The sequence below is a fragment of the Candidatus Sericytochromatia bacterium genome (genome assembly GCA_035285325.1).
Taxonomy (GTDB): domain Bacteria; phylum Cyanobacteriota; class Sericytochromatia; order S15B-MN24; family JAQBPE01; genus JAYKJB01.
Genome location: JAYKJB010000089.1, coordinates 26,871 through 50,063 on the forward strand (window position 1 = coordinate 26,871; position 23,193 = coordinate 50,063).

Below are 23,193 nucleotides of genomic sequence, written 5' to 3' on the forward strand. Positions count from 1 at the left end.
CCCGCTGGTCCCTCAGCGCGTCACGATCACTTCCTTGAGCTGTGACGTCCCATTGTCCACCACGTACAGACGCCCATCGGGCGAGACCGCGACGCCCATCGGGTTGCGGACCGAATCCCGTTGAAGACCGGAGCCGACCCCCGCCAGAATATGGGCCCGGCCATCGCGGGTGATCAGGCGAACGCGCCCCTCGATCACGGGCACATCGGCCAGCACATCCGTGTTACCGCCCATCTGGGCCGCGCCCTCAGCGGCCCGCGTTCCCACCTCTCCGATGTAGAGGCGCCCTTCGCTGTCGCAGGCCAGACCAACCGGCAAGAGCAGTGAAGCGGCCGTGGCGGCGACATCCGACTCCGTTTCGGCGCTGCCGTCTCGGACCTTGCCCAAGGTAGCGAGCAACCCTGAGCCCGCATAGTGCGTGATCACGCCAGCGGGGTCGATGCGCCAGACCCGGGCCGAGGCCGGCTCGGCCAGAAACAAGTTGCCGTCCTTGTCATATGCGAGGCCAGCCAGACGGGAGAGGGCCACGTCACGGGCCTGCTTGCCATTGCGGGGATCCCCCGCCAAGGTCTGCAGCGGATTGGGCCAGCTACCCGTGAAGGAGCCCGCCAGCCACGTCAGGGTGCCGTCCGGCTCGATCCGCCAGATCTGAGCGCGTTCAATCGAGGTGCTGCCCGCAGAAAACACCGGGCGACCTTGGCGGTCGACGGTCACAGAGAGCAGGTCGGCGAATTTGACCTGGCTGGCCAGCAGGGGGATGCCCTCGGCGGGAGGTGCCTTCAGTTCCGTGTTACCAGCCCCCGTCAGGACAGTCAAACGTCCGTCGGGCGTACGTTTGCGCAGGCGCCGTCCGTACGCCTCGCAGATGAACACATCATCCCCATAGGCCGCCACGCTGGTAGGTCCATCGAGACGCTCCGAGGTGGGGGGCTCAGCGCTGGTCGGGTCCACGGCCGCCACCTCGCCACCGGCGATCAGCGAAAGTTGTCCGTTTTCGAGACGCCGTACGGTGTTCCCGCCAATCTCCGTGAGGACAATCCGACCGCTGGAATCCACCGCAATCCCGCCCGGGAGGTTCAGCACCGACTCAACAGCCAAGGACTTGCCCGGCGGCGCCAGTGATCCGGCCCAGATGGACACCTTGCCGCCTTCGATGGCCCGCACCAGACCATTCTGGCTATCCGCGACCAGGATCGTCTCTCCCAGGCGCGCCAGGCCGGCTGGCAGCTTGAACCGCGCCTTCTCGATCAGCACGGTCTCACGGTCCAAACCGGCCGTGTCGGCCCCCGCAAAAACACTCACCTGTCCTTTCCGGGTGACAAGCCGAAGACGCTGGGGGCCGACCCCATCCGAACTTCCATCCGAGATGAGGGCATTCCCGTCCGGGAGGGCCAGTAAGCCACACGGCCAGCTGGCAGCCACGCGATAGACCCCCTCCCATGGCTCGCCAGCCGCACGGCGCAACCACAGGACTCCATCACTCCCGACCGCCCACAACGCCCCGTCTGGGGCCTCATCCAGGCAGCGGAAATAGAAACTGCTCGTGCCCGGCCAGGGCACCGCCTCAGCGGTCGTCTTGTTGGTGGCGGGGTCGTAACGCAGCAGGCGAGGGGATCTCCGCTTCGCCTCATCCGGCAATCCAACCAGCAAGGTGCCATCCCGACTGGCCGCCAGCACGCGCGGAAGATCGCGAGTCGGGCGGAAGTCACGCGTGAGTTCAGCGATCGCCGGCAATTCCACGACCTCTTGCCCATCGAACGACAAGCGCAGTACGGCATTGCTCAGCAAGTCGGCCGCGTACAGCTGGTTCCCGACCACCGCCAGGTCCGACAGATACTTGGAGCCCCAGCGTCGCTCCGTGGGGCTGCAGGGTCCCAACAAGTTGGAGACGGAACCATCAGGCTTGTATCGCCGCAAGATACCCGTGTATCGCTCCGCCACGAACACCGAGCCGTCTGGCGCCGCCGCCAGCAAGACCGGTTGCTGCAGGGCCAGCTTGGTTCGTTCAACGCCATCGGTATTGCAGCTGCTGACGCCGGCCAGGGTCATGACCCGCCGCACCGCTTCAAGTGCCCCCTGAATCGGGCCGCTCTCCTTCTTCAGGCGCTCGGCCTCGCTGGCCAGCGTTTCCGGTTTCCAGTCGCCTTTCGCGCCGGCCCAGTCCTCTCCCAGCTTGTCCTTGATCACCTCCCGCGCCACGTCCGCCACCTGAGAGGTCAGGCGGTCCACGGCTTGCACCCGCTGGTCGGGCGTCTGGGTCGCCAGAATGGTGGTGTCGATCCAGCTCGACAGCAGGGTCGCCAGCGGGTCCACGGAGACCTTTTCGCGACTGGCCAGGTCCCGCGGGCGAAAGGCGGAGATCCCCAGATTGCCTTCTTCATCACCCGGCAGCGGGACAAAATACGACAGCCCACGGAAGGCCAGATAGCGCTCGAACAGAAAGCGGCCCTCGGCATCGGTCGTGGTCGTGATGGGCTGGCCGTCGGCTCCGACCACGAACCGCCCGGCCCCGTCGCGCACATAGACCGGGACGCCCGCCGCCGGCACCAGGCGCTCGGATTGCAGGCGATAGGCCGCTCCCTTGCCCAGCAAGCCGGCCGGCGCGCGCACCTCGCCCATCATGGCACCCACCTGACCATTCACCAGGTTCATGCCGCCCGCTGCGATCAGGTTCGAACCGCCCTGTTCGACCATGTTCATGCCACCTGCCGCGATCAGGTTCATCCCACCCGCGGCAATCAAGTTCGACCCGCTGCCTGCGGTCATGTTCATGCCACCCGCTGCGATCAGGTTCGAACCGCCACCTGCCGTCATGTTCATGCCGCCCGCCGCAATCAGGTTCGAACCGCCGCCTGCGGTCATGTTCATGCCGCCCGCCGCGATCAGGGTGGCTCCGTCCAGCCCGATCAGGGTGGCCCCATCCAACCCGATCAGGTGGGCCCCGTCCGGCGACACGCGCGCCTTGTCGCTCACTTCCAGGACCGTCCCCTGCTCCAGCCCCACCTTCTGCGATGGCTTGAGGGCGCGCTGGGGCTTGCCGTCCACGGCGCGAATGACGGCTGAGCCTGTTTCCGGCACCGGCGCGGACGCCAGCGGCTTGGCCACGCCGGCCCCCGCGTTGCGCGTGGCGCCGGGGCTTCGAGCAGGGGGCGCCTTCGTATTGGCGAGCTGACAGCCGCACAAGGCCAGCAGCAGCAAGCTCACTCCCCATCCGCCTCGCACCCTGGCCATCGGTCTCCCTCGTCGCAGCTGCCCCAGTGAGACATACCCAAAAGCGATCGCCGATTCTGTCTACCCTGCAAGCAGGCGCTGGCTGTTACACGCTGCAGTGGCGCGGGTATTCCTCGCACATCCGCTTCCTCATTTGTTGTACGGAAACGCCCGATGACGCACGAACGCTTGGCTGTCCTCGATTTCGGCAGCCAGTACACGCCCCTGATCGCCCGTCGCCTGCGGGAGCTGGGGGTCCTGGCCGAGATCTTTCCAGCCGACGTGTCGCCCGAGCGTCTGGTCGGTGCTGGTTTGAAGGGCGTGATTCTCTCCGGAGGCCCTGCCAGCGTCACCGAGCCGGACTCGCCGCGTCCGGCGGAGGGCCTGCTGGCCGTGGACGTTCCGGTGCTCGGCGTGTGTTACGGCATGCAGTTGCTCAACCAGCTCGGCGGAGGCCGCGTGGTGCCTGGCGCCACGCGCGAGTATGGCCGCGCCGAACTGACGGAGGCCAGCGGCCCGTTGTTTGATGGCCTGTCGGCTCACCCGACAGTCTGGATGAGCCACGGCGATCGCCTGGACGACCTGGCCCCTGGCTGGCGCGTGGCTGCCCGCACCAACCACGGGATCGTGGCGGCGATCGCCCACGAAACACTGCCGCGCCACGCCGTGCAATTCCATCCTGAGGTCACGCACACGCCGGAAGGGCGTCAGATCCTGTCGAACTTCGTCTTCGGGGTGTGCGGCTGCCGCGGAGACTGGAGTGTGCAAGCGTATATGGAGGAGAGCATCGCGGAGGTGCGCGCCCAGGTCGGCCAGGCTCCCGTGATCGTGCTGGTCTCGGGCGGCGTCGACTCCACCGTGACGGCCGCCCTGCTGGCCCGGGCCCTGCCTCCGGAACAGGTCTTTCCGATTCACATCGACTCAGGCCTGATGCGGGCCGGCGAGAGTGAGGCGGTGGCTACCTTCCTGCGCGAAGCGGGCCTGGTGAACCTGCGCGTGGTCCACGCCCAGCCACGCTTCCTGGAGGCCCTTTCGGGCGTTGCGGACCCTGAGGAGAAGCGGCGGCGCATCGGGGACGTGTTCATCGAGGTCCAGAACGCCGAACTGGCGCAACTGGGCTTCGATGCGGAATCCGCCTTCCTGGCGCAAGGCACGCTCTACACGGACATGATCGAATCAGGCGCTTCCGGTGCCCATACCGCCACCATCAAGACCCACCACAACGTGGGCACGCCGCTGGTTCGCGCCATGCGGGAAGCCGGCCGTCTGGTGGAACCCTGTCGGGGCATCTTCAAGGACGAGGTGCGGGCGCTGGGCCTGCTACTGGGGCTCCCGCGCGAACTGGTCATGCGCCATCCCTTTCCGGGGCCGGGCCTGGCCATCCGGGTGCTCGGGGCGATCACGCCGGAACGACTGGCGATCGTCCGGGAAGCAGACCGCATCTATCTCGAAGAGATCCGGCGAGCCGGTCTTTACGACGCCATCTGGCAGGCCTTCGCCGCGCTGCTGCCGGTCCACGCGGTGGGCGTGCAGGGCGATGGGCGCACGGTGGGCGAGGTGGTGGCCCTGCGGGCGGTGGACTCCGTCGACGGGATGACGGCAGACTTCCATCCGGTGCCCTTCGAGGTGCTGGGGCGCGCCGCCTCGCGCATCGTGAATGAGATCCGCGGCGTGACCCGGGTGGTCTTCGATGTGACCAGCAAGCCGCCCGCCACGATCGAGTGGGAATGACCCCGAAAGGAACACCGATGAACTCGCCATTTGCGCTGCCCCTGGACGAAGGGCTGACCTTCGACGACGTCCTGCTGGTGCCCGGTTATGCCGATTTCTTGCCGGAATCCGCCGACATGAGCACACGCCTCTGCCGGGGAATTCGCCTGGCCGTGCCCCTCGTGTCGGCCGCCATGGACACGGTGACCGAATCGGAGATGGCCTGCGCCATGGCAAGCCTGGGGGGCCTCGGCATCATCCACCGCAACATGACGATCGAACGCCAGGCGGCTGAGGTGGCCGCGGTCAAGGCCGAGGCGGGCGCGCCGAACGCCGCCGCCACTCGCGATGCCGCGGGACGCCTGCGCGTCGGCGCGGCCGTGGGCGCGGGCGACGGACCACAAGGCTTCCGGGCCCGGGCGGAAGCCCTGGTGGCGGCCGGCGCGGACGTGCTGTGCATCGACACTGCCCACGGCCACAGTCGCAACGTCGTGGAGGCCTTGCGGGCGCTGAAGGCCGCCTACCCGCAGGTGCCCGTGATCGTGGGGAACATTGCCACACCGGAGGCGGCCAGCTTGCTGATCGAAGCAGGCGCGGACGCGCTCAAGGTGGGCATCGGGCCTGGCAGCATCTGCACCACACGCGTGGTGGCAGGGGTCGGCGTGCCGCAGTTGTCGGCCATCCGGGCGGTGGTGTCGGTCAGCCGGGCCGCCGACGTACCGGTGATCGCGGACGGCGGGATTCGTTACAGCGGGGACATCACCAAGGCGATCGCCAGTGGCGCCGACACGGTGATGATCGGCAGCCTGTTCGCCCGTACGCTGGAATCACCGGGCGCCCAGGTCAATCTGAACGGACGCGCCTTCAAGGTTTATCGCGGCATGGGCTCACTGGGCGCGCTGCAGCATGAAGACAACGATCGCTATGGCAAGCAGCGCAGCGACGGCGGGGTCGTGCCGGAAGGCATTGAAGGCATGGTGCCGCTCGCGGGCAGCGTCCACGAAGTGGCGTTTCAGTTGCTCGGAGGCCTGACCAAGGGAATGGGTTACTGTGGCCTGGCCAGCATTCCCGCCCTGCAATCGGGAGCCCGCTTCATCCGCGTCACGGGCGCCAGCGTGCGGGAAAGCCATCCCCACGACGTGATGATCACCAAGGAAGCCCCCAATTACAGTCGCGCCCCGGCCTGATCGCGGCGCTCCGTCATCGCCGGCCCGCATCCATCTCATCGCGGCGATAAAGCCGCGCGGCGGACAGCCTCCCGCGTGGAAGGTCAGCTCCTTGCGGCTTCGCCGGAGGGGGAAGCAGGCAGCACCCAGTGGTCCCGTGCCGCGGGCAGCCGACCTGCCAGCCAGTGCCCGAGTTGCCAGTACAGGGGCGCCGCGCGTGCACACAGGCTCGGTGAGGCGATCGGCTCACCTGCCGTCACGGCCCGCACCACCTCGAAGGCTGGCTTCGGCGTGCCATCCGCCCGCACGAGGCCAAAATGATCCTCGAGGGCCAGAAGCCCCGTCCCGCCGTGGGGCTGACGCGAGTCGAGCAATTCGTACACATTGACCCACGTCGCGGAAGGCTGGCTCAGCCCTTCAGCGCCCAACGACTCGGCCACGTGGGGCAGGGCGGCGGCGTACCAGTCCGCCATGCGGGCCTCGCCGCGGGCCCCCTCCGGAAAGAAGCCCCAAGGGCCGAGCCTTGGCGCGTGGGGCGCGCTGGAATAGCCCAGTTCGCCAATGGCAATCTGCTTGCCGTACCAGGCGCTGGCCGGCTCCCGCACCCGGCGGGCCACCTCGTCGAGGCAGGCCCACTCGATCGGACCGGTGCCGGGATGCCAGGTGTCGGGATAGTGATCGAGGGCCACCATGTCGATGGCATCGCCGGCGCGCGTCAGCAGCTGATCGGTGAAGGCGAACCAGTCCAACCAGGAGGCTCCGCCTGGCCAGAACGGTAGCAGCGTCACCAGCGGATTACAGGCCACCGCCGCCGTATCGGGAAAGGTCTGCCGGGCCACGCGAAACATGGCCACCAGCAGGTCCCAGGCCACCTCGCGCGGCCATTGCCAGGCGCCGAACCGCGGGCCGTGAAACAGGACGGCATCGCCCTTGAGAGCCGCCAGGTAGTTGTTCGGCTCGTTCCAGACCTGAACCACCTCGAGGGCCCCCGGCAAGCGCGCGACCAGCAGGCGACAAAAGGCCTCCCAGGCCGCCACGAAGCGCTCCGGCTGGCGCGCCGCTTGGGCCATGGCCCAGCGCGGCGGGTGATACAACACGCCATAGAGGGCCAGACCCCGTGCGGCCGCGTCCTGAAAGAAGGCGCGGTACCAGTCGAGCGCCGCTTCCGAAACCGCCTCCGGCGTCGGCATGAGCCAGGCCCAGTCCACGTCGACGCGCAGGCCCTGCACCCCCAGGCGTTCGACCAGGGCCAGGGCATCGTCCTGGCGGCGCTGTAATTCGCGAATGTCCTGACGGGGACACAGGCGGAGCGGGTTCAGATTGATGGACCAGCGGATGGATGAAGAAGAGGTCACGCTGGCGACATACCCCCCGAAGAATGGCACCACGCGCTTCAAGCGGGCCTTTTATACCAGGTCAGAGCGGCTCGCTCCCGCCGCTCAGGCGTGCTAGAATCCCCGGCATGTGGCGCCCTTGGACCCTGATCGCAGGTGTGGCGATCGCCTGTTTGCCCCCGCTCAGCTCGCCGGCCTGGAGTCAGACGTCAGGGCCGGAGGCGCGTGAGCTGGCCCAGCGTCTGGAGCGCCTGATCGCCCGTTCTGCCCCACCCGAGGCGCACGTGGGCGTGAGCATTCGACGCCTGGGCAGCGGTCAGGTGATCTACGAACGCGAGGCGCAAAAGCTCTTCACGCCCGCCTCCGTGCAAAAAATTGCCACGGCCGGTGCGGCCCTCAGCTTGCTGGGGCTCAATCGCCGCTTCGTGACCCGCCTGCAGACGCCTGCCCCGCTCGAGCGAGGGGTATTGCAAGGGGATGTGTTCCTGCGTGGCGAAGGGGACCCGATGCTGGAACCCCAGGATCTGAGCCGTCTGGCCGCTCAGCTCAGTGCCGCCGGCGTCAAGGAGATCGACGGCGATGTGGTGGGAGACGCCAGCGTGTTCGCGCCGGAAAGCCGCGGTCCCGCCGGCTGGTCCTGGGACGACCTCGAAAATGGCTACGCCGCGACCGTGAGCGGTTTATCGCTGCACCGCAACGCGCTGGACGTGCTGGTCACCCCCGGCGGACGCGTCGGCGAGGGCGTGCGCTTGCGGCTGATGCCGCGCAGCACTTACATGCAGGTCCTCAATCGCGCCACCACCTTGCCGGCGGGCGAGCAGGGCATGCTGGGGATCGAATTGCAGCCGGGAGCGCCCACGGCCTGGGGCGAGATCTTGATGGTGCGAGGCGGCTTGCCGGCCGGCACCCAGGAGGAACGCAACCAGCTGGCCGTCCAGGAACCCGCCCGCCTCGCGACCCACGTCTTTCGCGAAGCCCTGATCCAGCAAGGGGTGAGGGTACGGGGCCAGGCCAAGCTGGGCACCACGCCGCCCGGCAGTCGGACCCTGGGCAGCGTGGAGTCGCCGCCCCTGGCCGACATCACCAGCGAGATGCTGCGCACCAGCGACAACCTGCTGGCCGAGACGCTCCTGCTGCAGCTGGGCGCCAAGGTCCGCGGCACGCCCGGCACCTGGGACAAGGGACTGGCTGAACTGCGCGCCTACCTGGACCAGGTCGGCTGGCAAGCCAATTCTTATCGGATCGCCGACGGATCGGGGCTGTCTCGCTACAATGCGTGGTCGCCCGCTCATCTGGCGCGTTTGCTGAACCATCTGCCGACCCAACGCCAGAGCTATCCCGCTGTCCTGGTCGGGCTGCCCATCTCCGGCATCAACGGCACCCTCGCGCAACGCCTGAACCAGCCGGCCCTGCGCGGACGCTTGCGCGCCAAAACCGGCACCATGAGCGGCGTATCCAGTTTGGCGGGCTACCTGGAAGCGCGCGACGGCCAGCAGGTGGTGCTGGCCATCATGACCAACGGGTTCGTGGGTTCTCCGAGCAAGCTGCGAGAACTCCAGGACCAGATCGTGGCCACCGTCGCCGATCCCGACACGCCGGAAGCTCCCTGACCGGGTTCGAAGCTCGGAGCGGGGCGACGCAAGGGTTCAGCGCGTGGTGGCCAGGGCCGCCATGAGCTCGGCCATCCCGTCGGAAATACGAGCGCCCTGACCCAACGAGGCTCCCCCCCCCCGCTTCCACGCGAAGGCGAAGCCCGCTGGCATCAGATTGAACTGCACACGACACAAGGCCAGCAACTGACCATCCGCGGCCGTCGTCACCTGGGTTTGATTCGCACGCCCCCCATCGAAGATGGCCACCGCGCCCTTGCCGACCACTTCGATGCCACGCTGGGGCGCGATCACCAGCGCGGTCCCAGCATCGACCCCCACCCCGATGAACTCCGGCTGAGCGGCCACGGCGGCCAGCAGACGACCCTGGCGCTGCTTTTCGCAATAGTGGTGGTCCACCACCAGGCGCTGCAAGAATCCCAGCCCCTGATCGAGCTTCACCAAGCCGGCCCGAGGATGGACATCCGCCAGTCCGTGGGCATCTTCGTTCCGTTCAGCACCGGCCGTCGGGGCAGGCGGCACCCAGTTTCCTGGCGACATCACGCGGGCCGCCAGCAACGCGGCCCCGCCGCTCACGCCAGCCAGACTGGCGCCCGCACGATAGGCCTGCAGCAGGTCTGACTCCAGGGCGCTGCCGCTGAGCAGGGCGTGCAGGCGATGCGGATCGTCCCCCACCAGCAAGATGCCCGTGCTATTCGCCACCCGGGCGCGCAGGGCCGCCTGCTCGAGCTGCTGCCGATCCTTGAGCACCAGCACCGACACATCCCGAGCACCCCAGGCCTGCAGAATGCGGCGGTAGGAGACCGCCCCGCGGGCACGTGGCAGGCTCTCCCCCGCCAGGATCGTGATGCGGGCATCCACGCCTCCGGCGTAGAAAGCGAAGCGCGCCATGACCTCCGCGTCGGGCGGGGTTCTGCGCTGCTCCCCGCCGATGAGGATCAACCGACCTTTGACCTTGGGCAAGCCTGGCTCTCCAATGGCTGACGGGCCATCCGGGCCGCGTTCCACCGCCCCAGCGGGCGGACTCGCCTGCCATCATAACAGGCCGGGGCCCCTTGGAACATCTCGCCCCAGCTGCCCCGAGGGGCTCATACCAGGCTCAATGCAAGAGGCGTACACGGTGCCAGGGCCAGACCCCCACCCGCGCCAATCCCGTCACACGAGCCTGAGGAACTGGACCGAACACCCGACTGTCGGTGCTGTTGCGTGGATCGTCGCCCATCACGAACAGGTGGTCCAGCGGCACGGTCCCGCCCGGCATGCCCAGCGCATTCCAGTCCGGCTCCTGGCCGGGCAGTTCCCCGGACGAGGCCGCGAGGAGAACCGGCCGATCGTCCACCCACAAACGGCCCTGACGCAGGGCCAAACGCTCGCCAGGCAGGGCCACGACGCGTTTCACCATCTCGCCGGCGAGATGGGCTTCCGGTGGCGCGGCAAAGACCACGATGTCCCCGTGCGCCAGGCCGCCCCAGCGTGGCGTGAACTTGTCGATCACGAGGCGATCGCCCACCTCCAACGTGGGTCGCATCGAAGGGGTCGGCACGAGGCGCACGTCCACCAGCCAGGCGCGACAGCCGTAACCGAGCAAGGCACCCGCCAGAAACAGCCAGATGCATTCCCGCACCCGGGCGCGCTCCTCGCCGGGCGGAGCCACCGCGGGCACGCGCCTCGGTGCCTGGTCAACGCCCCATGGCACGCAGGGTCTCATCCAGCGCCAGCAAGTGGGGCTGAAAGCGCGTATGGACGGCCACCTGTTCCTTGAGACGCTCGAACTGGTCTCGCGTGGCCTTGAGATCACGCGTCCGCTGCGCCCGAGCAAACAGTCCGTTCAGCGACTTGCCCAGGAGCAGTTCCGGGTCCCCGTCCCAGGCGCCCTCGGCGGCGCCGGCGGCGGCTCGGCCTTGATGCAATTCCAGCAGCAAGGCGTGGTAGGTGGTGCCGAAGTGTCCCGCGATCGTGCCGACGCGCTGCCAGCCCTCGTCTTCAGAAATGCGCACCGGTTGACGCCCTTGGCCGCTACGCCACTTCATCTCGGCGGCAGCCCTGAGGGGTTCGATCACGCCCGCGTGACGCGCCGAGAAGGTTTGGGTCTCCCCCAAGGCAAGCGGCTCTGGCTCCAGCACGCCATCGTTCCGACGGGCCACGTCGGGGTTAGGAGGGGCCGCCGGCGACCAGGCCGGCGACACGGCGGCCACAGGAGCTGCCTGGGGCGGGGTCGCTCCCGCTGACCCAGGCGGCATCGCATATCCAGGTGCCACTGGCGGCGCAGCGGGAACGTATGAGGCAGGCGGAGCCACGACAGGTTGAGGCGCCGGCACGACCGTCAGGCCATTCCGAAAATAATCTTCCAGCCGGATCGCCCGGCCGGCCAGGGCGTCTTCCAGCACGCCACGCGACACGCCCCCCGCCACGTGCGTGGCCAGCACCATCGGCGTGATGCCAAAGGCCGTGCTGACGCTGGGGTTGGCCCCACGGGACAGCAGCAAGGCCGCGGTGGGCGTGTGCCCCTGCTGCAACGCCCACATCAGCGGGGTGTAGCCCCACCGGTCCACCACGTTGGGCTGGGCATGACGGGCCAACAGGTATTCCACAACGGGCGCGCGCCCGAACTGGGCGGCCCAGGTCAACGCGGTGTAGCCCTCGGCATCCCGCGCGTTCAGGTCAGCCCCATTGGCAATCAGGGCCCGAACCTGGTTGACATCCCCGTGCGCCGCGGCGGCAGCCAGATCTGCGTTGAGCCGCTGGTTGGAGAAAGGGTTGCGGCTGCTGTCGGACACGGCCTGAAGGTAGGCCTGGTTGCTCATCAGCGCGGATGTGGGCTGCCACCAGGGCACATTCAGGGGCATCCCCTCCCAGCGCGGCTGGCTCCAGGCATCCGGCAGCGGCATGTAGCCGCCAGGCAGCAGTCGGGCAGGGCGCGCCGTGTGCGGTTGAATCCAGGCGCCCATGGGATAGTCCGCCAGGCCACGATTCCAGGCGGACATGGAGATCCAGGGCAAAGGCTTGCGGGCCTTGGTCAACCGCCATTCCGCGCCGCTCTGATAGTGCGTGTCCCACACATGGTCGTCCGGGAAATACGCCCAGGCCGGGGGCGCCAGCCACACCCAGGCTGCGCCGAGCACCATCACGCGAAGGGGCCACTGAACCATCGTGAAACAACCTCGTCAAGCTGACCGCTACCTGGCACCCCCAGACGTTTTTACCCACCGAGCGTGCCTCCGTCACATACCAGGCGGACGCGGTATCCTCCGATGCACGCGCCCCATTTCGAACAGGGGCCGGCCACGCCAACAAACCAGCGTGCCTTGCAGCGGGTCAGGCGCCAGCCTAGATTGGTGTCCCTGGAGGGCGCATGGTCACTCATCCGATCACCAGCCTGGTCGGCCTCATCTGGCTGGCCCAGCTCCCGTTCAAGCAGCCGCAAGCCTGGCTCCATCCGGCCATCGACGGCCGGGTCACGCGCACGGAGTGGGCCCTGGCAGGCTCCGTGTTTGCACCTGATCAGGCGCGTCCAGGCCTGCATGCGATCTTGTACGGATACAGCGGCGATCGCCTGTGTTTCGCCTTGTTGCACGACCCGGCCCCCCTCCAGGCCAGCATCATCCTCTCCGGGCCCCTGGGCGTTCAACGTGTGGAGCGCATTGAAAGCGGGAGTTTCGCGCTGGTGCCCACCGCTCCCGACTCAAGGCAGGATGCGCTGCAGGCCGCCGAGGGGCGTGGCGTGACCGAGTTCGCCGTGACCTGGCAAGCGCTGGGGGCCCACCCCGGCGATCGCCTCCGTTTATTCGTTCAGAGCGCCGTGACCTCATTCCCCAGTCCGGCCCTCGAATTGTGCGTCCCGCGCGCCCCCGCGGGGGAGCGTCCAACGGAAAATCAAGATCCTGAAACCCATCGCCCCTGCCCTTGACAAGCGCCGGACACAGGGCTAATGTGTTTATATATTCAAACATTTGAATATATGAAACCACCAATGGTTCTCCCCGCCGGCCGGAGGATGCCATGCCCGCCAGACGATTCGTCGCCAAGGAAGTCAGCACCCTGCTGGGCGTGCTCGCGCACCCGGCGCGACTGCTGATCATTGAAGAGCTGGGCTTACAGGAATGCGACGTGAAAGGGCTGGCAGAGATTCTGCAGCTGCCATCATCGGGTGTGAGCCAGCACCTGGCCCTGTTGCGCGCCCATCGTCTGGTCGCGGAGCGTCGAGACGGCCGCCGCGTCCTCTATCGCCTGCAACGTCCGGAACTCGCCAGCTGGCTGACGGATGGCCTGGAGTTCCTGGCCGAATCGGATGAGGACCACGGAGTGAGGCGCCAGCTGGTCGACGCCGCTCGGGCCCACTGGCAAGGGGTGGCCACCGATGGCTGAGGCCCTTCGCTGGCTGCGAGCCACCAGCTGGCTGCTGTGCGCGCTGGTGATGCTGGGCACGGGCTGCAACACCTGGCCGCCCGGGCAGCGCGTCCCCCTGGCCGCCGTGGAACTGATGGGCGAGGAAGAAGCCGCGCCGGGAGTCAGAGAACCCTCTGCCCTGGTCATGGTGGCGCGCAAGCGCGCAGCGGACCCCTGCCGCTCCAGGCGGGTCCCCCCGGCCCAGGCCTGGGCCCCCGCCCCTGACCTGATTCCTGTACCGCCCCCGCTGCGCGCGGCCACCGCGCGGGCCCCCCCTCCTGCCTGCAGCTGACCCTCGCAACCGGACGGCCCTCCTGACGCGGCCCGCCGGTCTCCCCTCGTCGTTGCAGGGCCCGCCCAGCGGGCCATGATTTGGAGGTTTCCACCATGGAAAAATTGATTCGCGGTGTCCACACCTTTCAGCAAGAAGTGTTCAGCACCCAGCAGGATCTGTTCTCGCGCCTGGCCCGGCACCAGGCGCCCGAAACGTTGTTCATCACCTGTGCCGACTCCCGCATCGTGCCCAATATGCTCACCATGACGGACCCCGGCGAACTGTTCATCCTGCGCAACGCGGGCAACATCGTGCCCCCGCACGGGGCGGCGCGGGGCGGGGAGGGCGCGACGGTCGAGTATGCCGTGTCGGCACTCGGCGTCAAGGACATCATCGTCTGCGGGCACTCGCAGTGTGGGGCCATGAAGGGCCTGCTGAACCCGAAGTCGACCGAGAGCCTGCCGGCGGTTCACGACTGGCTGGGCCACGCCGCGGCGACGCGTCGCATCGTGGAGGAGAACTATGCCGACGTGGTGGACGAAGAACAGCGCCTGAAGGCCTGCATCAAGGAAAACGTGCTGGTCCAGCTGGAAAACCTGCGCACGCTGCCCTCGGTGGCCGCGCGGCTGGCCCGCGGTGATCTGCACCTGCACGCCTGGGTCTACGAGATCGAAACGGGGCAGGTCTTCGCCTACAACCCGGGCGATCGCCTGTTCCATCCGCTCTCGCTGGAGGTGCCCACCATTCGCGAGCCCCGCGCGGCTGGCCGTGTGATTTGAGGCGCCCGTCCATGACCACCCAACCTTTTTCGGTCCACTGGCGGGACGCGCTGCCCAAAGACGCGCTGGCCTCGCTGGTGGTGTTTCTCGTGGCCTTGCCCCTCTGCATGGGCGTGGCGATCGCCTCGGGGGTGCCGCCCGCTGCAGGCCTCATCACCGGCATCATCGGCGGCATCGTGGTCGGTCTGCTGGCCGGCAGCCCCTTGCAAGTCAGCGGGCCTGCCGCCGGGCTGACCGTGCTGGTCTTTGAAATCGTGCAACAGCACGGCCTCGCCATGCTCGGCGTGATCGTGCTGGCAGCCGGTGTGCTGCAAGCCGGCGCAGGCGCCCTGAGGATCGGCCGCTGGTTCTCCGCCATCTCCCCGGCGGTCGTGAACGGGATGCTAGCCGGCATCGGCGCGCTGATCATCGCGGCCCAGGTACACGTGATGGTCGATGACGGCCCGCGCGGCAGCGGGCTGGCCAACCTGGTGGCCATCCCCGAAGCCATCTGGAAGGGCATCGTGCCACTCGACGGCAGTTCCCATCACCAGGCCGCGGCCGTCGGCGTGGCCACGATGCTGGTCATGCTGGCCTGGGGCTATGTCCCGAAATCCCTGCGCCAGGTCCCGCCCGCGCTCGTGGGTGTGGTATTTGCCACCAGCGTGGCCGCCTGGTTCAAGCTGCCAATCAAGTACGTCGACCTGCCCGAGAACCTCTGGGGCTCGATCCAGTTCGTCGGCCTGAGCCAGCTCGGCACGCTGCTGCAGGGCCCGATTCTGGCCTCGGTGGTGGCGGTGGCGGTGATCGCCAGCGCGGAGAGCCTGCTCACGGCCACCGCCGTGGACCGCTTGCACAGTGGCCCGCGGCACGACCCGGACCGCGAATTGCTGGCCCAAGGGCTCGGCAACGCGCTGTGCGGCATGCTCGGCGCCTTGCCGATGACCGGGGTGATCGTGCGTTCCTCGGCCAACGTCCAGGCTGGGGCGCAAACCCGCGTCTCGACCATCCTGCACGGCACCTGGATCCTGCTGTTCGTGGCACTGGCGCCCTGGCTGCTGGAGCGCGTGCCGCTGACGGCCCTGGCGGCCTTGCTGGTCTACACCGGCTTCAAGCTGGTCTCGCCCGCCACCGTGAAAACGCTGGCCGCCCACGGGCGCAGCGAGGTGGCTGTTTACTTCGTGACGCTCGGGGCGATCGTCGCCACCAACCTGCTGGAGGGCATCCTGATCGGCCTGGGCGTGGCCCTGGTGCGCCAGTTGTGGGTGCTGTCTCACCTGGAGGTGACGGTGGAGGCGGACCCGTCCGGCGACGGCTTGCGCGTTCGCCTGCAGGGGGCGGCCACCTTTCTGGCGATTCCACAACTCCAGAAGGCACTGGCCACGATTCCAGCGGGCACGCGGGTGGTGATCGACGGCGCCGAATTGCGCCACATTGACCACGCCTGCCTGGAATTCTTCGGTGGCTGGGAGCAATCGCATGCACCAACCGGCGGCAAGGTGGAATTCGATTGGGACGGATTGCGGCGCCTGCAGTCGCTCAGTCGCCCGAGTGCCACGCCGCAGGCGGTTGCGACCGGCAAGCTGGGATAAGCGCGTTCGCGGATCCTGATCAGGGCCTGCACGTTCGCGTGCAGGCCCTTTTTTGCGTGGGTATCATGCGACCGTGCCTTGCGTCGAGAATCGTCCAGTTCACCCGTCCGCGGGGCCTGCCACGCTCACGGACCCCGCCCCTGCGTCGCTGCCTCGCACGGCCTTGACGGCCTTCCTGCTGACGCTGGCGATGACTGTGGCCCCCCCGGCCTGGGCCTGGCAAACGTCGCCATCCGCCAGCGACGGCCGCCAGGAAGAGGCCATCCAGACCCGTGTCAAGCAAGCCGGCGCCCGGCTGGGCGACGCGGCCTTTCAGCGGCTGTTGAAGGGCTTGAATGTTCAGCATCGCGGCCACTGGTTGCGTCGCAGTGGCTGGGTGGTGGCGACCCACATTCATCCTGCGCCAGCCGAGCTGGTGACGGTGCATGTCTCGAATCGCCACGACCGGCCAGGCGTGACCTGGACCGCCTACATGCGCGAAGGCTACGGGCTGGCCCCTGGCGATCACCTGGAATGGGAAGGGCGCATCCGACGGATCGATCCGACCGGCGACGTTCGCCTGGAACGGGAACGCATCGTGCAATGGACGCCGAATCAGCGCTCACGCTACCTCGACTTCAGCGATCCGATGAACTGGCGGGGCTACCCGCAACCGGTCAGCTGGATCACGCGCGGCTTGGCCGCGCGCCCCCTGTTGCGGCAGGTCGAAGCGGTGGTTCCGCCCGATGCCCTGCAAGACTATGTCGCTCGCGAGGCCTTTGTCCGGCTCTGGGTCAGCCCGGCCGGTCACGTCTCCCGCGCCGCCATCGTGCAATCCAGCGGCCGCATGGACGTCGATCGCGCCGTGCTGGAGGCCGTGGGAGCCTGGCGCTTCGCCCCCTGGCCACACGGGGGACCTGGCTACGACCAGGTGGATGACGTCTGGGTTCCGATTCAGACGCGCTGAAATCCTGCCGAGCAGTTGGGCGTCCAAATATTTGACGCATCAAACTATTCTGGCGAGAATATATCCGCTTCATCGGTCCGCGGGGTCCAGGGCCCGAGGTAGCCCCGGAGGTCATGCCGTCCCATGCGCGCTCGTTTTCTCTCACTGGCTCTTCTGGCCACGCTCGGCATCCACACGGTGGCCTGCCACTCCGGCTCGCCGGACGCTCAGGCCTCGCCCTCTCCGGCGCCCTCGGGAGCCGCCCGAGGCGGCTTTTTCGCCTTTTTCAAAAAGGCCTCGGCGCCGCCCAGTGAAGCGCCCGCCGTCCTGACGGTGGAAACCCAGGCGGTCACCAAGCGCCAGCTCCCACAGCAACTGGAAGTGACGGGGTCGGTGACGGCCTGGGAACCCATGCCGGTCAGTGCAGCGGCCAGCGGGTTACGCGTGACGGAGATCCGGGCGGAAGAAGGCCAGCTGGTTGAAAAGGGTCAGCTGCTCGCGCGCCTGGATGACGCGACGCTGCGGGCCCAGGTGGCGGCAGCGGAGGCCCGCGCCAGCATCGCAGGCGCTCAGCTGGAAAAAATGCGGCACCCGACGCGCCGGCAGGATCTGCTGGCCGCTGAGGCCGCCGTGGTGCAAGCAGAGGCCGCTGCCCGCCAGGCCCAAGACGCCTACCAGCGCACCCAGGAACTGGCCCAGGAAGGCGCCGTCACCCCCATGGAGCTGATTGGCCGCCAGACGGCGGCCGAGTCCGCCCGGGCCGCCGCGGACCAGGCCCGGGCGCGGCTGTCGCTGGCGCGCGAGGGCTCGCGCGGCGAAGACCTGATCATCGCAGCCGGCCAGGCCGCCGAGGCGCGGGCCACGCTGGCCCAGATGCAGGCCTTGCTGGCGCAGACCCAGGTCCGGGCGCCCGAAGCGGGTCGCATCATCAAAAAGGACGTGCGGCTCGGCGACGTCTCAGCGCCCGGCAAGGCCTTCTTCCAGATCGTGCGAGCCGGTCGCCTCGAAGTGGAAGCGCAGATTCCAGAGACCGATCTGGACCGGGTCAAGCCGGGGCAAACCGCGGTGGTGAGTTCGGACGCCCGGACCGACTGGAAAGCAATCGGCCACGTGCGCGAGATCAGCCCGGCGATTGACCCGGGCAATCGCCAGGCCACGGTTCAGCTGGACATCCCGGCCAGTGCGGGCCTGCGCGTCGGCATGTTCGTGCGGGCGACGCTGGAACTGGGCAAGGTCGCCTCTCTGGCGGTGCCGGCGTCGGCCGTGGTCACCAAGGAATCGGGCAGCGAGGTGTTCGTGCTGGACGGCAAGTACGCCCGAAGCCGAACGGTCGTGCCGGGCCTGCGGGCTGACGGCTGGGTCGCCATCACCTCGGGCTTGGAAGCGGGAGAACAGGTCGTGACCTCGGGCGTCGGTTTCCTCAAGGACGGCGACAAGGTCGACCTGCCGCCCGCCCGAACCTCCCACGGGCCGGCCGCTGCGGGCCCGCTCCGCAAGGCCTCTCGCTGACCCACGATCCGACCTCGCCTGCCTGAGGCGAGGTCAAGGAGCCGCGCGTGAACATCTCGGCCTGGGCCATCAAGCGCCCGATCCCCGTCATCCTGCTGTTCCTCTTTCTGACCATCCTCGGGCTGGGCAGCTACTTCCGACTGGGCATCAACGACAACCCGGATGTCGATTTTCCCTTGATCGTGGTCGGCATCACCCAGGCGGGCGCCTCGCCCGCCGAACTCGAAACCGAGGTCACGCGCAAGGTCGAGGACGCCCTGGTGGGCATCTCGGGCCTCGATCACACCACCTCGACCGTGACCGAAGGACTCTCGACCACCGTCTGCGAATTCAAGATCGGCACCAAAACCGATGTCGCCATGAACGACGTGCGCGACGCCATCACCAAGATTCGCCAGACCCTGCCGGCCGACATCAACGAACCCTCGATCACCCACCCCAATTTCAGCGGTGAGCCCTTCATCACCTACACCGTCGCCTCCACGCGACGCCCGGTGGCGGAAATCTCCCGCATGATCGACGAGGAGATCACGCGTGCGCTGCTGGCCGTGCCGGGCGTCAGCCAGGTGCGCCGCAGCGGCGGCCTCACCCGCGAGGTTCGCATCGATCTGGTGCCGGCCCGCCTGCGCGCAGTGGGCCTGACGGTGGAGACCGTCAACGCGCAACTGCGCAGCCTGAACCTCAACCTGCCGGGCGGGCGGGCCGAGGCCGGCAGCCAGGAACAGTCGATTCGGACCCTGGGCTCGGCCCCCAGCGTCGAGACGCTGCGGTCCTTCCCGATCACCCTGGCCAACGGTCAGACCGTGCCCCTGTCGACCCTCGGCACGGTGACTGACGGCTATGCCGAGGTGCGCCAGAAGGCCTTCCTGGATGGACAGCCCTGTGTGGCCTTCTCGGTGGTCCGCTCGCAGGGCTCCGCGCTGGTTCAGACCGAAGAGGCCACCCGCAAGGCGGTGGAAGCCCTGCGCGAAAGCCTGCCGTCGGACGTCAAGGTCGAACTGGTGCGCACCATGGCCGACTACACGCGCGCGGCCCACACCGCCACCATGGACGCCCTGTACCTGGGCTCGGCCCTCGCGATGATCGTGATTTTCATCTTCCTGCGCAATGGTCCTGCGCTGTTCATCTCGGCGCTGGCCATCCCCCTGTCCGTGATTGCCACCTTCTGGGTCATGAAGGGGCTGGGCTATACCCTGAACGGCATGACCACGCTGGCCCTGACCCTGGTGGTGGGCATCCTGGTGGACGACGCGATCGTCGACCTCGAGAACATCTACCGCCACATCGGCATGGGCAAGTCCCCCATGAGGGCGGCCCTGGAAGCCACCGATGAGATCGGCCTGGCCATCATCGCCACCACGATGACGATCGTGGCGGTGTTCATTCCCGTCGGTTTCATGGGCGGCATCCCGGGGCAGTTTTTCCGCTCGTTCGGCATCACCGTCACGGTGGCGGTAATGTTCTCCTTGCTGGTGGCCCGCACCCTGACGCCCATGCTGGCCGCCCACCTGCTGCCGGCCAACCTGGCAGAAGCCGAGGACCACTCGCGCCTGCGGGCCCCCTACCTGCGCCTGCTTGACTGGGCGCTGTCGCACCGCTGGCTGACGCTGAGCGGGGCCGTGGGGATCTTTGTGCTCTCGATGATGCTGGTGCCGATCATCCCGAAGGGCTTCATCAAGCTGGGCGACATCGGTCAGGCCATGGTGCAGATCTCCCTGCCGGCCGGGGCCAGCATCCAGGAAACCGAACGGGTCGTGCACGCGGTCGAGCAGGCCCTGCGCGCCCGTCCCGAGACCAAGCTGATCTTCTCCACCGTCGGCACAGCCAGCAATTCGGCCGGTGGTTCGCTGGTGCAGACCGGCACCAGCGTGACCAAGGCGACGGTCAACGTGGTGCTGGTGCCCAAGTCGGAACGGGCCCTCTCGCTGGATGCCTACCAGGAGGCCTTGCGCCCGGAACTGGCCAGGATTCCAGGTGCCCGCGTGGTCTTCGCCCAATTCGGCGCCACCGGCTCGGCCAAGCCCGTCAACGTGCTGTTGCGCGGCGCGGACGGCCGCCTGCTGGAGCGCGTGGGCGAGCAGTTGCTCAAGGACATGCGTGCCCTGCCGGAACTGCGGGATGTCACCAGCAGCACGGCCGAGCTGAAACCGGAAATTCGGATCCAGCCGGACCTGGTGCGCGCGGCGGAACAGGGCGTCTCGGTGGCGTCGATTGGCCGCCTGGTGCGGCTGGCCACGCAGGGCGATGCTGACTTCAACCTGGCCAAGTTCAACGCCGGCAACCGGCAGCTGAACATCCGCATCCAGCTGGTGCCGGAGGCACGTCAGGACCTGGCGGCGATCGGCGACCTGCTGATTCCAGGACGAGCGGGCATGGTGCCCTTGCGCTCCGTCGCGGACATCTCGTTCGGCACCGGACCGGTCCAGATCGACCGCTACGACCGCGCCCGCCAGGTCACCTTCACCGCTAACCTGACGGCCGGCAACCTGGGAGATGCGCTGGCCAAGATCCAGAGCCTGCCCACGCTGAAAAATCTGCCGGCCGGCATCAACCAGGGCACCGTGGGAGAGTCCAAGGTCATGGTCGACATTTTCACCGAGACCGTGATCGCCCTGGGCGCCGGCATCATGTTCATTTACGCCGTGCTGGTGCTGCTATTCGGTGGCTTCCTGCAACCGCTGACGATCATGATGGCGCTGCCACTCTCGATCGGCGGTGCCATGGCCGGATTGCTGGTTTTCGGCAAGGAACTGGGCCTGTACGCCCTGATCGGGGTGATCATGCTGATGGGCCTGGTCACCAAGAACTCGATCCTGCTGGTCGAATACGCCTTGATGGCGAGAAGCCAGGGGGCCACCCGACGCGAGGCCCTCATGAACGCGGGGCGCGATCGCCTGAGACCGATCCTGATGACCACCATCGCCATGATCGCCGGTATGTTGCCGATCGCCCTGGAAATGGGCACCGGCACCGAAAGTCTCTCGCCCATGGCGGTGGCGGTGATCGGCGGGCTGGTGACCTCGACCGTCTTCACCTTGGTGGTGATCCCGGCCGTCTTTACCCTGCTCGACGACGTCCAGCGCCTGTTCTGGCGACGCCTCGGACGGCGCCTGCCGGGCCCCGACGAACGGGTCGGCGCCCCCGCCGAAGCCAGCGTCGGATAGGCGCGGGCAACGCGGCCCCACGCGGCCGGCGCCTCCCGTGGCACGGCCAGCAGGGCCAGGTCCGTCCACCTGATCACGCGGGCCTTCGGCGCGCGTGGGCTGCGTCTTGGCGATTTCAGAGACGCTTGCTCAGAAAATCACGCAAGTTTGACAGGCCATGGGACTATTATTAAAATAAAGTTAATTACAGATTGATGAATGTTTAAGCGCCCGCACCCGAGAGCGCCGGGCGCCAGGGAGATAAAGATGAGCACCATTCGTACCCTCATGATCAGCCTGCTGCTGAGTGCCTCCGCGGTCCTGCCCGCCGGTTGCGCCAAGGCCCCTGTGGCCTCGGCCCCTCAAGGCGTCGCGAGCGTGGAGCTGGACGCCTCGCGCGCCTACTCCATCGAAAACCTGCTGGGCATCGGCCCCGTCTACGGCCGCAAGCTGCGGGAAGCCGGCATCACCAGCACCAGCAAGCTGAAGGCCGCCACCGAAACCCGCTACGAACGCCAGCGGCTGGCCGCTCAGGCCGACGTGCCCTACAAGCTGGTGATGGCGTGGTCCCAGAAGGTCGCCCTGATGGAAATTCCCGGCATCGGGCCGCGCCAGAGCAACCTGCTGGCCGCCGTCGGTGTCGAGTCGGTGGAGGAGTTGGCCCGGCGATCGCCGGAGAACCTGCACGAGCGCCTGGCTGTCGCCAACACCTTCAAGCCACGCTTCGTCGAGAACACCCCGTCGCGCGAGACCGTCGAAAAGTGGGTAACCGCCGCTCGGCGCGAAGCCCGTCGCCACAGCGCGGAGTAGCCCTTGCGGGGGCGATCCCTGCGGAATCCAGACCTCACGGCCGGACTGCCTGATCGCAGCGTCCGGCCGTGGTCGTGATCCCGGGGTGGCGTGGCGGCCTCAAAATCCGATCGCGCCGCCGGCAGGCGGCCGACCACCGCAGCGACACCACGGCAGGGTGATGGCGCAAGCACCACTTGGTTAAGAATGGAAAAAGCTTTCTCCCGATGACGCAGCCGCGTGGAACGCCTCCCCGATAACCAACTCGGACCGAGACGGATGGTGGGAGGCGTGACGAAGTTGCCCCATTCAAATGAGACCCCCCGGCGGCAGAAGCCTCTGCTGGGTCTGATCATGCTGCGCGAAGGCCTGCTGGACGAGGGGCGCCTTGCCAGCGCGATCGAACGCTGGCGCACCCATCGCGCCGCCGGACGCCCCGTGCCGTTCGGGCAGGTGGTGCTGGAACTGGGTTACTGCGGCTGGCGCGAACTGACGCCCTGCCTGGCACTGCAGCGCAAGCTGGCCACCTCCCCCTCCCCGCACAAACCCCTGGGCCACCTGCTGCTGGAACTCGCGCTCCTGTCGCCCCGCCAGATCGTGGTGGCACTGCAACTGCAACGCGCCACGGGCAAGCGCCTCGGGGAATTGCTGGTGGAAGAGGAGGTCCTGCGGGAACCCCAGCTGGAAGTGCTATTGCGCCTGCAAGCCCGGGCCGCGTGAGCGCGACAGGTCTGGGCGCCTGAAGGGTCACCACCTCGCTCCCTGGCGGCGTGTTCGGCTTGGACGT

General features: G+C 67.9%; 18 protein-coding genes. 13 read left to right on the forward strand and 5 right to left on the reverse strand.

Going from position 1 to position 23,193, the window contains the following annotated elements:
* Positions 1 to 12 precede the first annotated feature (12 nt).
* A complete protein-coding gene (locus VKP62_11770; GenBank protein ID MEB3197869.1) occupies positions 13 to 3,204 on the reverse strand; it encodes a hypothetical protein in 3,192 nt (1,063 codons plus the stop codon).
* 180 nt (positions 3,205 to 3,384) lie between these two features.
* Between VKP62_11770 and guaA the strand changes: the two genes are divergently transcribed.
* Both guaA and VKP62_11780 read left to right on the forward strand, forming a co-directional pair.
* Entirely contained in the window at positions 3,385 to 4,941 is a 1,557-nt protein-coding gene (gene guaA, locus VKP62_11775) for a glutamine-hydrolyzing GMP synthase (protein ID MEB3197870.1), read from the forward strand.
* A gap of 17 nt (positions 4,942 to 4,958) precedes the next feature.
* Entirely contained in the window at positions 4,959 to 6,107 is a 1,149-nt protein-coding gene (locus VKP62_11780) for an IMP dehydrogenase (GenBank protein MEB3197871.1), read from the forward strand.
* An 83-nt stretch (positions 6,108 to 6,190) separates the two neighbouring features.
* On the opposite strand, the gene VKP62_11785 is transcribed toward VKP62_11780, so the two are convergent.
* A complete protein-coding gene (locus VKP62_11785; protein MEB3197872.1) occupies positions 6,191 to 7,441 on the reverse strand; it encodes a family 1 glycosylhydrolase in 1,251 nt (416 codons plus the stop codon).
* A 107-nt stretch (positions 7,442 to 7,548) separates the two neighbouring features.
* Here VKP62_11785 and dacB point away from each other — a divergent pair, with 107 nt between their 5' ends.
* Positions 7,549 to 9,030: a D-alanyl-D-alanine carboxypeptidase/D-alanyl-D-alanine-endopeptidase gene (gene dacB, locus VKP62_11790; GenBank protein MEB3197873.1), complete on the forward strand. Its 1,482-nt coding sequence runs from the start codon at positions 7,549 to 7,551 to the stop codon at positions 9,028 to 9,030.
* Positions 9,031 to 9,066: 36 nt separating this feature from the next.
* On the opposite strand, the gene VKP62_11795 is transcribed toward dacB, so the two are convergent.
* The 3 genes from VKP62_11795 to VKP62_11805 form a co-directional block, all read right to left on the reverse strand.
* Positions 9,067 to 9,993, reverse strand: coding sequence for a cyanophycinase (locus tag VKP62_11795; GenBank protein ID MEB3197874.1), 927 nt, complete (start codon positions 9,991 to 9,993; stop codon positions 9,067 to 9,069).
* A gap of 136 nt (positions 9,994 to 10,129) precedes the next feature.
* Positions 10,130 to 10,726, reverse strand: coding sequence for a signal peptidase I (lepB, locus tag VKP62_11800; protein MEB3197875.1), 597 nt, complete (start codon positions 10,724 to 10,726; stop codon positions 10,130 to 10,132).
* Positions 10,710 to 12,179, reverse strand: coding sequence for an ankyrin repeat domain-containing protein (locus tag VKP62_11805; protein MEB3197876.1), 1,470 nt, complete (start codon positions 12,177 to 12,179; stop codon positions 10,710 to 10,712). The genes lepB and VKP62_11805 overlap by 17 nt, the downstream gene beginning before the upstream one ends.
* A 203-nt stretch (positions 12,180 to 12,382) precedes the next feature.
* On the opposite strand from VKP62_11805, the gene VKP62_11810 reads away from it, so the two are divergent.
* The 10 genes from VKP62_11810 to VKP62_11855 all read left to right on the forward strand — a co-directional run bounded on the left by VKP62_11810 (position 12,383) and on the right by VKP62_11855 (position 23,126).
* Positions 12,383 to 12,937 carry a hypothetical protein gene (locus VKP62_11810; GenBank protein MEB3197877.1) on the forward strand — a complete coding sequence of 185 codons (555 nt, stop codon included), beginning with the start codon at positions 12,383 to 12,385 and terminating at the stop codon, positions 12,935 to 12,937.
* A 92-nt stretch (positions 12,938 to 13,029) separates the two neighbouring features.
* Entirely contained in the window at positions 13,030 to 13,395 is a 366-nt protein-coding gene (locus tag VKP62_11815; protein ID MEB3197878.1) for a metalloregulator ArsR/SmtB family transcription factor, read from the forward strand.
* Positions 13,388 to 13,708, forward strand: coding sequence for a hypothetical protein (locus VKP62_11820; protein MEB3197879.1), 321 nt, complete (start codon positions 13,388 to 13,390; stop codon positions 13,706 to 13,708). The genes VKP62_11815 and VKP62_11820 overlap by 8 nt, the downstream gene beginning before the upstream one ends.
* Positions 13,709 to 13,803: 95 nt before the next feature.
* Positions 13,804 to 14,469: a carbonic anhydrase gene (locus VKP62_11825; protein ID MEB3197880.1), complete on the forward strand. Its 666-nt coding sequence runs from the start codon at positions 13,804 to 13,806 to the stop codon at positions 14,467 to 14,469.
* Positions 14,470 to 14,480: 11 nt separating this feature from the next.
* A complete protein-coding gene (locus VKP62_11830) occupies positions 14,481 to 16,040 on the forward strand; it encodes a SulP family inorganic anion transporter (protein ID MEB3197881.1) in 1,560 nt (519 codons plus the stop codon).
* Positions 16,041 to 16,113: 73 nt separating this feature from the next.
* A complete protein-coding gene (locus tag VKP62_11835) occupies positions 16,114 to 16,986 on the forward strand; it encodes an energy transducer TonB (protein MEB3197882.1) in 873 nt (290 codons plus the stop codon).
* Positions 16,987 to 17,109: 123 nt separating this feature from the next.
* Positions 17,110 to 18,474, forward strand: a complete 1,365-nt coding sequence (locus tag VKP62_11840) for an efflux RND transporter periplasmic adaptor subunit (protein MEB3197883.1) — start codon at positions 17,110 to 17,112, stop codon at positions 18,472 to 18,474.
* Between the two features lie 47 nt (positions 18,475 to 18,521).
* Complete coding sequence (locus tag VKP62_11845; GenBank protein MEB3197884.1) at positions 18,522 to 21,638, forward strand: efflux RND transporter permease subunit; 3,117 nt, start codon at positions 18,522 to 18,524, stop codon at positions 21,636 to 21,638.
* Between the two features lie 246 nt (positions 21,639 to 21,884).
* The gene (locus VKP62_11850; GenBank protein ID MEB3197885.1) at positions 21,885 to 22,427 is read left to right on the forward strand and encodes a DUF4332 domain-containing protein; all 543 of its coding nucleotides are present in this window, start codon (positions 21,885 to 21,887) and stop codon (positions 22,425 to 22,427) included.
* A gap of 279 nt (positions 22,428 to 22,706) precedes the next feature.
* Positions 22,707 to 23,126, forward strand: coding sequence for a hypothetical protein (locus VKP62_11855; GenBank protein ID MEB3197886.1), 420 nt, complete (start codon positions 22,707 to 22,709; stop codon positions 23,124 to 23,126).
* Positions 23,127 to 23,193: the final 67 nt, after the last annotated feature.

What these genes read in the sequence shown, in the direction of transcription:
- guaA (MEB3197870.1), top strand. Translation starts at nt 3,385, where the DNA reads ATGACGCACGAACGCTTGGCTGTCCTCGATTTCGGCAGCCAGTACACG.
- dacB (MEB3197873.1), top strand. Translation starts at nt 7,549, where the DNA reads ATGTGGCGCCCTTGGACCCTGATCGCAGGTGTGGCGATCGCCTGTTTG.
- VKP62_11815 (MEB3197878.1), top strand. Translation starts at nt 13,030, where the DNA reads ATGCCCGCCAGACGATTCGTCGCCAAGGAAGTCAGCACCCTGCTGGGC.
- VKP62_11850 (MEB3197885.1), top strand. Translation starts at nt 21,885, where the DNA reads ATGAGCACCATTCGTACCCTCATGATCAGCCTGCTGCTGAGTGCCTCC.
- VKP62_11840 (MEB3197883.1), top strand. Translation starts at nt 17,110, where the DNA reads ATGCGCGCTCGTTTTCTCTCACTGGCTCTTCTGGCCACGCTCGGCATC.
- VKP62_11810 (MEB3197877.1), top strand. Translation starts at nt 12,383, where the DNA reads ATGGTCACTCATCCGATCACCAGCCTGGTCGGCCTCATCTGGCTGGCC.
- VKP62_11820 (MEB3197879.1), top strand. Translation starts at nt 13,388, where the DNA reads ATGGCTGAGGCCCTTCGCTGGCTGCGAGCCACCAGCTGGCTGCTGTGC.
- VKP62_11825 (MEB3197880.1), top strand. Translation starts at nt 13,804, where the DNA reads ATGGAAAAATTGATTCGCGGTGTCCACACCTTTCAGCAAGAAGTGTTC.
- VKP62_11780 (MEB3197871.1), top strand. Translation starts at nt 4,959, where the DNA reads ATGAACTCGCCATTTGCGCTGCCCCTGGACGAAGGGCTGACCTTCGAC.
- VKP62_11805 (MEB3197876.1), bottom strand. Translation starts at nt 12,179, where the DNA reads ATGGTTCAGTGGCCCCTTCGCGTGATGGTGCTCGGCGCAGCCTGGGTG.
- VKP62_11830 (MEB3197881.1), top strand. Translation starts at nt 14,481, where the DNA reads ATGACCACCCAACCTTTTTCGGTCCACTGGCGGGACGCGCTGCCCAAA.